8 protein-coding genes are annotated in these 11755 nt (G+C 36.8%); 5 read left to right on the top strand and 3 right to left on the bottom strand.

Features of this window, described 5'->3' with window-relative positions:
• Window positions 1-113: 113 nt before the first annotated feature.
• Both M2139_RS00935 and M2139_RS00930 read right to left on the bottom strand, forming a co-directional pair.
• On the bottom strand, window positions 114-851 hold the full coding sequence (locus M2139_RS00935) for an amino acid ABC transporter ATP-binding protein (protein ID WP_280736898.1): 738 nt from the start codon (window positions 849-851) through the stop codon (window positions 114-116).
• On the bottom strand, window positions 852-3029 hold the full coding sequence (locus M2139_RS00930) for an amino acid ABC transporter substrate-binding protein/permease (RefSeq protein ID WP_280736897.1): 2178 nt from the start codon (window positions 3027-3029) through the stop codon (window positions 852-854).
• Window positions 3030-3271: 242 nt separating this feature from the next.
• Between M2139_RS00930 and uvrB the strand changes: the two genes are divergently transcribed.
• From uvrB to whiA, 5 genes are all read left to right on the top strand, one after another.
• Entirely contained in the window at window positions 3272-5266 is a 1995-nt protein-coding gene (gene uvrB, locus M2139_RS00925) for an excinuclease ABC subunit UvrB (protein ID WP_280736896.1), read from the top strand.
• Between the two features lie 45 nt (window positions 5267-5311).
• On the top strand, window positions 5312-8134 hold the full coding sequence (gene uvrA / locus M2139_RS00920; RefSeq protein ID WP_280736895.1) for an excinuclease ABC subunit UvrA: 2823 nt from the start codon (window positions 5312-5314) through the stop codon (window positions 8132-8134).
• A 191-nt stretch (window positions 8135-8325) separates the two neighbouring features.
• Window positions 8326-9210 (top strand): RNase adapter RapZ, encoded by an 885-nt coding sequence (gene rapZ / locus M2139_RS00915; RefSeq protein WP_280736894.1) that lies wholly within the window; start codon window positions 8326-8328, stop codon window positions 9208-9210.
• Window positions 9207-10199, top strand: a complete 993-nt coding sequence (locus M2139_RS00910; protein ID WP_280736893.1) for a YvcK family protein — start codon at window positions 9207-9209, stop codon at window positions 10197-10199. The genes rapZ and M2139_RS00910 overlap by 4 nt, the downstream gene beginning before the upstream one ends.
• 30 nt (window positions 10200-10229) lie before the next feature.
• A complete protein-coding gene (gene whiA / locus M2139_RS00905; RefSeq protein WP_280736892.1) occupies window positions 10230-11162 on the top strand; it encodes a DNA-binding protein WhiA in 933 nt (310 codons plus the stop codon).
• A gap of 40 nt (window positions 11163-11202) precedes the next feature.
• Here the strand turns inward: whiA and M2139_RS00900 are convergent, their stop codons facing one another.
• The gene (locus M2139_RS00900) at window positions 11203-11724 is read right to left on the bottom strand and encodes a thioredoxin domain-containing protein (protein ID WP_280736891.1); all 522 of its coding nucleotides are present in this window, start codon (window positions 11722-11724) and stop codon (window positions 11203-11205) included.
• Between the last annotated feature and the right edge of the window lie 31 nt (window positions 11725-11755).

Below are 11755 nucleotides of genomic sequence, written 5' to 3'. Positions count from 1 at the left end.
AACTATTTTCAATTTGAGTTCAAAACTATATTTAGCCATAAAAATACCGACCTCCAAATGTTAGATTTTTGGTCTAACTTTTGGGGGTCGGTACAGAAAGTTGGGGTGTTTTTTTAAATATTTAAAACTTTATCTAAAAAGTCTTTGGTTCGTTCATTTTTGGGATTTTCAAAAATTTGTTCGGGGGTGCCATCTTCTAAGAAATTCCCGCTGTCAATAAACATTACGCGATTAGCAACTTCTTTGGCAAAACCCATTTCGTGAGTGACGATTACCATCGTCATGCCTTGTTTAGCTAATTTTTTCATAACGTTTAAAACGTCGCCAACCATCTCTGGGTCTAAAGCTGAAGTTGGTTCATCAAACAACATAATATCTGGGTTCATGGCTAAGGCGCGAGCGATAGCTACCCGTTGTTTTTGGCCGCCAGATAAACTGTCTGGATAAGCATCGCATTTTTCTTCTAAACCAACTGTTTCTAATAACTGCCGAGCTTTTGTTTCTGCTTCGGCACGGTTTTGTTTTTTCAAATCCATTGGCGCCAAAATAATATTTTCTAAAATTGATAGATGGGGGAAAAGGTTAAAATGTTGAAAAACCATTCCGATATGTTGCCGCACTAAATTGATATTGGTATTTTTATCCATCAAATGAGCGCCGTCGATAATGATATCACCACTTGAAGGTTCTTCTAAGCGGTTTAAACAACGAAGAAAGGTACTTTTACCAGAACCAGAAGGGCCGATGACACAAACGACTTCACCTTCATTAATTGCTACGTTAACATTATTCAAAATGGTGTTATCACCATATTTTTTAACTAAATTTTCAACTAAGATTTTTTCTGCCATTTATTTCACCTTCTTTTCTAAAACTTTAGCTAGCTTAGTTAATGCTGTAATTAAGATTAAATACATGACAGCAATGATAAAGTAAACTTGCGTACTTTGCGTAGTTCTAGCTACAATAATTTTACCAGTTTGCAGCAACTCAATGACACCGATTGAAGAAATAATTGTTGTATCTTTTAAAGAAATAACAAATTGGTTAACGAATGAGGGAATCATAATTTTTATCGCTTGTGGCAAAATAATTTTTTGCATGGTGCGATTGTAAGAAAGTCCTAAACTGCGGGAAGCTTCCATTTGTCCGACTGGTACCGCGTTAATTCCGCCACGAACAATTTCAGCGATATAAGCACTGGCATTTAAGGTTAAAGTGATGACACCAGCAACAAAATCAGGAATGGTAAAGGGTAAAATTCCTGGTAAGCCAAAGAAAATAAAGAAGGCTAAAACCATCATGGGAATCCCACGAATCACATCCACATAAACAGTCGCTAGACCTCGTAATGCTTTAATTGGTGAAACGCTAAATAATCCGAAAATCACACCGATAACTAAAGCTAAAAGGAAAGAAACGAGTGAAAGTAAAATAGTTTTCCATAAACCGTTAAGTAGGGCTTTGTAGTTGTTTTTGATTAAACCGGTTAGTGTTGATTCATCCACTGTTTTTGCAGCTGCTTCTGCTGTAACTGCATTTTCTTCACCTGTTGAAATATAACGAGCCAAAATCTCATCGTATTCGCCGCTGGCTTTCAGTTCTGCTAAACCTGCATCGAAAAGAGCTAGTAATTCAGCGTTTTCGCCTTTTTTAACAGCAAATCCATAAGAGCTACCAGTTTCTGGTTCACTGACTAATTTTAAATTTTGACCATTAGTAATGGCGTAACCTAAAACGGGGTAATCATCGAAAATCGCCACAACTGTACCATTGTCAATGGCACCATATAAAGCATCAGCAGCATCATAAAGTTTAATTGAATAGCCGTATTGCTCTTGATTTTCTTCTAAGAAAGCCGCGCTTTCGGTACCAACTTTAGCACCGACTGCTTGGTCTTTTAAATCTTCATAAGTAGAAACGGAAGTGTTATCACTTTTCACCGCCATTTGTAAGCCACTATCGAAATAAGATGCTGAAAAATCAAAAGTATTTTTACGTTCTTCAGTAATACTCATCCCAGCAATCATGCCATCAAGCTGTTTGGCTTGAACCCCTTGAATAGAAGAGTCAAAGCCTAAAGGTCGTAGTTCAAAAGTAAAACCTTGATTTTCAGCGATAGCTGTTAACAAATCAATATCAATGCCGATATATTCACCACTTTGATTTTGAAATTCAAAAGGAGCAAAAGTTAAATCAGTACCAATTTTATAATTTTTACCAGTCGCTTGTGGTTTTGTTTTTTTACTGGTTGTTGTCGTAGTGCCTGAAGAAATATATTTTGCGACAATTTCATCGTATTTTCCACTAGCTTTTAAATCTGCTAAACCAGCGTTGAATTTTACTAATAATTCTTGATTTTCGCCTTTTTTAACGGCAAAACCATAAGAACTACCGGTTTCCGGTTCGCCGACTAATTTTAAATTTTGACCATTAGTAATGGCATAACCTAAAACTGGATAATCATCAAAAATTGCTACTACTGTGTCATTATTAATTGCGCCATACAGAGCATCAGCAGCATCATAAAGTTTAATTGAGTAGCCATATTTCGCTTGATTATTTTCTAAAAAAGTTGCGCTTTCGGTACCCACCTTAGCACCAACAGTTTGATCTTTTAAATCTTGGTAGTTATTAATAGTGGTGTTATCACTCTTCACTGCCATTTGTAAGCCGCTATCAAAATAGGCTTCGGAAAAATCAAAAGTTTTTTTGCGTTCCTCGGTGATGCTCATACCTGCAATCATACCATCTAATTGATTGGCTTGAACTCCTTGAATCGAGCTATCAAAACCTAAGGCTTTCAGCTCAATGTTGAAATCTTCGGCTTCGGCAATTGCGTTTAATAAATCAATATCAATGCCGATATATTCACCGTCGCTATTTTGGAATTCAAAAGGAGCGAAAGTTAAATCCGTACCTATCTTATAAGTGGTGTTTTCTTCTGCGTGGACTGGTTGGCTAGTGAAAAAAGCTAACATAACAATTAGAATCGCCATCAATTTCCCCGCTAAATACTTGTTTTTCATAATATCCCTCCAAATAATTCCTGATATTTGTGAATTATAAGCCTTTTTTTTAAATAAAAAAAGCAAAAACCTAAAAACTTAAGAAAATTTGTATAAAAAGATAACTTTTTATGTTAGAAAATCTCACGTGTAAAAAATAAGTTCTAACAATAGCGAAAGTATGTTCGGTATGGTATAATAATGAAGCCAAGTTTTTGAAGATTTTATTCAAACTTAAAAAAATAGTTGAGGGGGCAAATGGAATGCTTGAGAGAAATACCTCCCATACCTTTAATTTAGTATCAAAATATCAACCAGCTGGCGATCAGCCAGTGGCGATTCAATCATTAGTGGAAGGCGTTGTCGGTAATAAGAAAGCGCAAATTTTATTAGGAGCTACTGGAACGGGGAAAACTTATACAATTTCAAATTTAATTAAAGAGGTCAATAAGCCCACTTTGATTATTGCCCATAATAAAACATTAGCAGGCCAATTATATGGAGAGTTTAAAGAATTCTTTCCCGATAATGCTGTGGAGTATTTCGTTAGTTATTATGATTATTATCAGCCAGAAGCTTATGTACCATCCAGTGATACTTATATTGAAAAGGATTCAAGTATCAATGACGAAATTGATAAGCTGCGCCATTCTGCCACTAGTGCATTGCTAGAGCGGAATGACGTTATTGTAATCGCCTCAGTTTCTTGTATTTTCGGGTTAGGTTCCCCAGATGAGTATCGAGAACAAGTCGTTTCTTTGCGAACTGGGATGGAATTGGAGCGTAATCAGTTATTAAGTAATTTAGTGGCGATTCAATTTGAGCGCAATGACATTGATTTTCAACGGGGACGTTTTCGGGTACGGGGAGATGTGGTGGAAATTTTCCCTGCTTCACGTGATGAACGAGCTTTACGAGTGGAGTTTTTTGGTGATGAAATTGAACGGATTCGCGAAGTAGATGCTTTAACTGGTGAAGTTTATGGAGATACCGAACACGTCGCAATTTTTCCAGCAACCCACTTTGTGACTAATGATGACCATATGGAAGAAGCGGTAGCTAATATTAAACAGGAATTAGCGGACCGCTTAGCTGTTTTACGAAGTGAAAATAAATTATTAGAAGCGCAACGTTTAGAACAACGGACCAATTACGATATTGAGATGATGTTAGAGATGGGCTACACTTCTGGGATCGAAAATTATTCTCGTCATATGGATGGACGAAAAGAAGGGGAGCCACCTTATACCTTGATTGATTTCTTCCCTGATGACTTTTTAATGGTAGTGGATGAATCCCATGTAACGATGCCACAAATTCGTGGGATGTATAACGGCGACCGAGCTCGTAAGCAAATGTTGGTGGATTATGGTTTCCGTTTGCCGTCGGCCTTGGATAATCGTCCTTTGCGTTTAGAGGAATTTGAAGAGCGGGTCAATCAAATCGTTTATGTTTCTGCCACACCAGGACCTTATGAAGCTGAACAAACAGATATTGTGATTCCGCAAATTATTCGTCCAACAGGCTTATTGGATCCGGTCATTGAAGTGCGACCGATTATGGGACAAATTGATGATTTAGTTGGGGAAATTAATGAACGTTCTGCTAAAAATCAACGGGTCTTTGTGACAACTTTAACGAAAAAAATGTCAGAAGATTTAACAGATTACTTTAAAGAGTTAGGGATTAAAGTTAAATATCTGCATAGCGATATTAAAACCTTAGAGCGAACAGAAATTATTCGCGATTTACGTTTAGGCGAGTTCGATGTTTTAGTCGGTATTAACTTATTGCGAGAAGGCTTAGATGTACCAGAAGTTTCATTGGTAGCAATTCTCGATGCGGATAAAGAAGGTTTCTTACGAAGTGAACGCTCGCTGGTTCAAACAATTGGTCGGGCTGCTCGAAATTCCGAAGGTAAAGTCATTATGTACGCTGATAAGATGACCGATTCTATGCAAAAAGCGATTGATGAAACCGCTCGTCGGCGTTCGATTCAAGAAGCTTACAATGAAGAGCGCGGCATTGTTCCTAAGACGATTATCAAAGAAATTCGTGACTTAATCGCTATTACTAAAGTAGCGGAAGATAGCAGCGATTATCGAACTGATTTGAAATACGACGAAATGTCCAAAGAAGAAAAAGAAATTGTCTTGTTGAACTTAGAAAAAGAAATGAAGGAAGCAGCTAAAGCCTTAGATTTCGAACGAGCAGCAACTTTGCGAGATACAATTTTAGAATTGAAAGCTGGCAATTAATTTATAAAAGAAATAGATTATTTTACGATAAAAGGAGTTTCAAGCATGGCCAATGATAAGTTAGTAATTCATGGTGCAAGAGCACATAATTTAAAAAATATTGATGTAACAATTCCCCGAGATAAAATGGTTGTGGTGACTGGGTTATCTGGTTCTGGCAAAAGCTCATTGGCTTTTGATACAATTTACGCGGAAGGACAACGTCGCTATGTAGAAAGTCTTTCTTCTTATGCGCGGCAGTTTTTAGGCCAGATGGATAAACCTGATGTTGATAGTATTGATGGTTTAAGTCCAGCTATTTCAATTGATCAAAAAACAACCAGTAAAAACCCCCGTTCAACGGTGGGAACTGTTACCGAAATCAACGATTACTTACGTTTGATGTTTGCCCGTGTCGGACATCCAATTTGTCCTAACGATGGTACGGAAATCACCAGTCAATCAGTTGAACAAATGGTTGATCAAGTTTTAGAGTTACCTGAAAGTACCCGTATTCAAATTTTAGCGCCAGTTATTTATGGTAAAAAAGGCCAACATAAAAAAGTCTTTGAAATGATTCAAAGAGAAGGTTATGTGCGGGCTCGCGTGGATGGAGAAACTTATGATATTTCAGAAGTCCCAGAGTTAGAAAAGAATAAAAAGCATGAAATTGCGATTGTTATCGACCGAATTGTTGTAAAAGAAGGCATTCGTTCTCGTTTATTTGATTCTTTTGAAGCAGCTTTACGCTTAGCAGAAGGTTATGCCCTAGTTGATGTGATTGGTGAAAAAGAAATGCTATTTAGTGAGCATTATTCTTGTCCTTATTGTGGTTTTACAGTTGGGGAATTAGAACCACGTCTGTTTTCTTTTAACGCACCATTTGGCGCATGCTCTGAATGTGATGGTTTAGGGATGAAATTAGAAGTTGATATTGATTTAGTTATTCCTGATCCGCAAAAAACATTGCGAGAAGGAGCGATTACACCTTGGAATCCAATTAGCTCACAATATTATCCACAAATGTTAGCTCAGGCTTGCGATAGTTTTGGAATTGATTTGGATACGCCTTTTGAAAAATTACCAGAAGAGCATCGTGAAATTATTTTACATGGTTCGAATGGTGAAGTTTTTCATTTTCATTATGAAAATGATTTTGGTGGAATTCGTGATGTAGAAGTGCCTTTTGAAGGAGTTATCACTAATATTAATCGCCGTTATCATGAAACCAATAGTGATTTTACTAGAGAGCAGATGCGCCTTTATATGACCGAGCTACCTTGTCAAACTTGTCATGGTTATCGTTTAAATCCACAAGCTCTATCTGTTAAAGTTAATCAAAAACATATTGGCGAGATTAGCAATTTATCAATTAATCATGCTTTAGATTTCTTTGGAAATTTAACTTTATCGCAACAAGAACAAATGATTGCGAAGCCGATTTTAAAAGAAGTAAATGATCGTTTAACTTTCTTAAAAAATGTTGGTTTAAATTATTTATCACTAAGTCGAGCGGCGGGAACTTTATCTGGCGGGGAAGCTCAGCGGATTCGTTTGGCGACACAAATTGGTTCCAATTTATCAGGGGTTTTATACATTTTAGATGAGCCTTCTATCGGTTTGCATCAACGAGATAATAATCGCTTAATTGATTCTTTGAAGAAGATGCGAGATTTAGGCAATACTTTAATTATTGTGGAACACGATGAAGATACCATGTGGGCTTCTGATTACTTAATTGATATCGGTCCTGGCGCTGGTGAATTTGGTGGGGAAGTCGTTGCTGCGGGAACGCCAACTGAAGTGGCTGCCAATGAAAATTCGATTACCGGTCAATATTTATCAGGTAAACGTGAAATTCCAGTGCCTAAAAAACGCCGTAAAGGCAATGGTAAGAAAATTAAAATTACTGGTGCTGTTGAAAATAATTTAAAAGATTTAACGGTCAATTTCCCATTAGGAACTTTCACGGCAGTAACTGGTGTTTCTGGCTCAGGGAAAAGTACTTTGGTTAATCAGATTTTGAAAAAATCCTTAGCGCAAAAAATTAATCGTAACTCTCACAAACCAGGTAAATTTAAAACAATTACTGGTTATAAAACAATTGAAAAAATTGTCGATATAGATCAATCACCAATTGGACGGACACCACGAAGTAATCCAGCAACCTATACTAGTGTTTTTGATGATGTCAGAGATCTTTTCGCTAAAACGAATGAAGCCAAAGTGCGTGGTTATAAAAAAGGGCGTTTCTCTTTCAATGTTAAAGGTGGCCGTTGTGAAGCTTGTAAAGGTGATGGCATTATCAAAATTGAAATGCACTTTTTACCTGACGTTTATGTGCCTTGTGAAGTTTGTCATGGCAAGCGGTATAATTCTGAAACGTTAGAAGTCCATTATAAAGGTAAAACGATTGCCGATATTTTAGCAATGACTGTTGAAGATGCGGTTGAATTTTTCCAACACATTCCAAAAATCCATCGGAAACTGCAAACGATTGTTGATGTTGGTTTAGGATATGTGACTTTAGGGCAACCAGCCACGACTTTATCTGGTGGGGAAGCCCAACGAATGAAGTTAGCTAGTGAGCTTCATAAGTTATCTAATGGTCGTAATTTCTATATTTTAGATGAACCGACCACCGGATTGCATACAGATGATATCGCGAGATTACTAGGTGTTTTACAACGTTTAGTTGATGCCGGTAATACTGTTTTAGTGATTGAACATAATTTGGATGTGATTAAAAGTGCCGATCATATTATTGATTTAGGACCAGAAGGTGGCGATGGTGGTGGTACCATTTTAGCAGTGGGCACACCAGAAGATATTGCCGCAACCGAAGCTAGCTATACAGGTCAGTATTTGAAGAAAGTTTTGCATAAATAAAAAAGATGTTGCTTATTGTCATTGATGATAAGCAACTTTTTTCTATATTATAAAAATAAGCTAAAAAGTTATGGCTAGTCACGATACGCCCGGAATGCTATAATGAATTGTACTGACAAGTAAATTTTTAACGAAACAATAATAAATAAAATTTATTTAGCTTTTCGGCTTTTAGAGAAAGGATGACGAAAATGGCTGATAATTTACAATTAGTAATCATTACTGGCATGAGTGGCGCCGGTAAAACGGTAGCCGTTCAAAGTTTTGAAGATATGGGGTATTTCTGTGTTGATAATATGCCCCCAAGCTTAATTCCGAAATTTTGGGAATTAATTAAAGAAAGTGGGAAAGTGACTAAAATTGCTTTAGTGGTTGATTTACGCTCACGTTCGTTTTTTGAAGAAATTCAGAATATGTTAATTGAAATTGAAAATACTAATTTTATTGATACTAGTATTATGTTTTTAGATGCTTCAGATGAAGAATTAGTTTCTCGTTATAAAGAAACACGACGAGTGCATCCGCTGGCGATGAATGGTTTAGTAACTGAAGGCATTCGGAAAGAGCGGGCGATTTTAAGTGAGTTAAAAACACAAGCTTCCATTGTGATTGATACGACAACTTTAACCCCACGGCAGTTGAGAGAGCGCATCAATCAAGTCTTCAAAACTCAGAGTGATCAAGGTTTCCGCATTGAAATGGTTTCTTTTGGTTTTAAATATGGTGTGCCAATTGATGCTGATATAGTAATGGATGTTCGTTTTTTACCGAATCCCCATTATATTCCGGAATTACGTCCTTTAACAGGGATGGAAAAACCAGTTTATGATTATGTGATGTCTTTTCCTGAAACCAATGACTTTTTTGAAAAATTTTATGATTTATTAAGTACGGTTTTACCTGGCTACGTTAAAGAAGGTAAGTGTAGTTTAACGGTAGCAATTGGTTGTACGGGTGGTCAGCATCGTTCAGTGGCTTTAACAGAACGGGTTGGTAATAGTTTGGCGGCTGACTATAAAGTCAATATCACTCATCGCGATAAGGACAAAAGGAAGGAAACGGTGAACCGTTCATGAAAACATATCGTATTCGTAAACCGAAGATTGTCGTGATTGGTGGAGGAACGGGTTTGCCGGTTATTTTAAATAGTTTACGTCAAGAAGGTGCCGATATTACTGCTGTAGTGACGGTTGCTGATGATGGTGGAAGTAGTGGTGAGTTGCGAGACTCAGTTGATATTGCGCCGCCAGGAGATATGCGGAATATTTTAGTGGCTTTATCTGATATGCCACAATTATATGAAGATATTTTTCAATATCGTTTTAAAAAGGAAGATAAATTTTTAGCGAATCATGCGATTGGTAATTTAATTATTGCGGCAGTCGCTGAAATGCGAGGTAGCACTTATGAAGCTATTCAGTTGCTTTCAAAAATGATGCATGTGAATGGTCGGATTTATCCTTCTTCAGAGCAGCCGTTAGTTTTACACGCAGTTTTTAAAGACGGCACTTCTGTAGCCGGAGAATCTAAAATTGCTTTGGATCGCAAGACGATTGATCATGTTTACGTGACCAATGTTTCAGATGAAGAAGAACCACGCGCTGCCCGCAAAGTTGTTAATAGTATTATGGAAGCCGATATGGTTGTTTTAGGTCCTGGGAGTTTATTCACTAGTATTTTACCTAACTTAGTTATTTCTGAAATTGGTGAAGCTGTCAAAGAAACGAAGGCTGAAGTGGTTTATATTTGTAATATCATGACGCAAAAAGGTGAAACGGAACATTTTACTGACGCCGATCATATTCGCGTATTACATGAGCATCTACAAGCAGAATATATTGATACAGTTTTAGTTAATACTGAAACGGTTCCGGAAGATTATATGGATCCCGAGATTTATGATGAGTATTTAGTGCAAGTCATTCATGATTTTCAAAGTTTAAGAGAGCAAGGCTGTCGTGTGATTTCTGCTGACTTTTTGAAATTGCGAGATGGTGGGGTTTTCCATGATGGCGATAAAGTTGTTGATGAGCTAATGCGCTTAATTTATGATGTGAGAAAATAATAATTAGTGAGCTGAAAGGCGGTGTAGGGCTTGTCCTTTGCGTCGGAAGTGAAAAAAGAATTAACTGGTCTTGAAGTTCATCGAGAGCATGCTAAGGCAGAGTTGGCAGCTTTGATTCGCATGAACGGTTCTTTAAGTTTAAATAATCAACAGTTTGTATTAAATATTCAAACAGAAAATGCCGCGATTGCCCGCCGAATTTATACCTTGCTAAAAGACCACTACGATGTAAAAAGTGAGCTTTTAGTACGGAAAAAGATGAAACTGAAAAAAAATAATGTCTACATTGTTCGCTTGAAACAAGATACGCAAAAAATCTTGTTAGATTTAGATATTATGGATGGCTTGATTTTTAACAGTCATGTTTCTGATGAGATTATGGGGAATGCTCAAAAAATGCGTTCTTATTTGCGGGGAGCTTTTATGGCTTCTGGTTCAATTAATAATCCTGAAACGAGCCGTTATCATTTAGAGATTTATTCCCTTTACGAAGAGCATAATGATGATGTTTGTGAAATGTTAAATTATTATGAGTTAAATGCCCGGACTTTAGAGCGGCGCAATGGTTATATTTGCTACTTAAAAGGGGCGGAAAAAATTGCTGATTTCTTGGTGTTAATCGGCGCCACTAGTTCCATGTTGAAATTTGAAGATGTGCGAATTGTTAGAGATATGCGCAATTCCGTTAATCGCTTAGTTAATTGTGAAACGGCTAATATGAATAAAACGATTGATGCGGCTTCTAAGCAAATTGAAAATATTCGCTTTATTGAAAATACGGTAGGTTTGCAAGCTTTACCAGAGAAGTTGCAAGAAATTGCTGAGCTGAGATTGGAGCATCCTGAAATCAGTTTGAAAGAACTAGGGGAAATTATTCCTTCAGGGATGATTTCAAAATCCGGCATTAATCATCGCATTCGTAAAATTAATGAGTTTGCCGACAATTTACGAAACGGTCAATAAAAAAGTTGTGACTCCTTTTTTTTGCGAGTCACAACTTTTTTTATTTTTTAATTAACGCTAATAATGCTGCTTGCGTGATATTTTCATCAAAGATATTTTGTTGCAACACTAAGGTCGGAACAAATTGAATATTAGCTTGTTGAGCTTCAGCGATTATCGCGGTCGCTGTTTGAGTGTGATGCGGTTCTTTAGTTAAATGTAATTCTTTTTCAGCAAAAATGCTAACTTCTTCTAATGGTAAGTTTTTCCATTGGGATTGAGTAGTGTAAAGTTTTTCTAAAGTGAACAAAGCTGCTTGTGAATCTGTTTGGTTAATATAGTGGTGCATCACGTTACCGGCTTGCAAGCTGGCTTTTTCTTTATCAAATAATTTAATCACCCGTTGAATTTCACCATTTGTTACGGCGGTTTGCAAAATCTCTAAGGAATCGAAAAACCATTTTTTACAATAAGGACAGCTAACGTTAATGAACTCAATGATTTGCTTATTGGCTGTGTCGCTACCAATTTTTATACCGTTTTTTAAATTTAAATTTGTAGTATCAATTTTTGAAATATCCATAAAGACACCTCCAGCTATTTTCTTAATTAAA

Origin of the sequence: Enterococcus sp. PF1-24, assembly GCF_029893325.1 — a bacterium.
In the GTDB taxonomy this organism is placed as follows: domain Bacteria; phylum Bacillota; class Bacilli; order Lactobacillales; family Enterococcaceae; genus HY326.
This window is presented reverse-complemented; position numbering and strand designations above follow the sequence as displayed.

Bases quoted from the DNA above. Each gene is read 5' to 3' on its own strand.
- uvrA (WP_280736895.1), top strand. From the start codon at position 5,312: ATGGCCAATGATAAGTTAGTAATTCATGGTGCAAGAGCACATAATTTA.
- M2139_RS00930 (WP_280736897.1), bottom strand. From the start codon at position 3,029: ATGAAAAACAAGTATTTAGCGGGGAAATTGATGGCGATTCTAATTGTT.
- M2139_RS00935 (WP_280736898.1), bottom strand. From the start codon at position 851: ATGGCAGAAAAAATCTTAGTTGAAAATTTAGTTAAAAAATATGGTGAT.
- rapZ (WP_280736894.1), top strand. From the start codon at position 8,326: ATGGCTGATAATTTACAATTAGTAATCATTACTGGCATGAGTGGCGCC.
- uvrB (WP_280736896.1), top strand. From the start codon at position 3,272: ATGCTTGAGAGAAATACCTCCCATACCTTTAATTTAGTATCAAAATAT.
- M2139_RS00900 (WP_280736891.1), bottom strand. From the start codon at position 11,724: ATGGATATTTCAAAAATTGATACTACAAATTTAAATTTAAAAAACGGT.
- M2139_RS00910 (WP_280736893.1), top strand. From the start codon at position 9,207: ATGAAAACATATCGTATTCGTAAACCGAAGATTGTCGTGATTGGTGGA.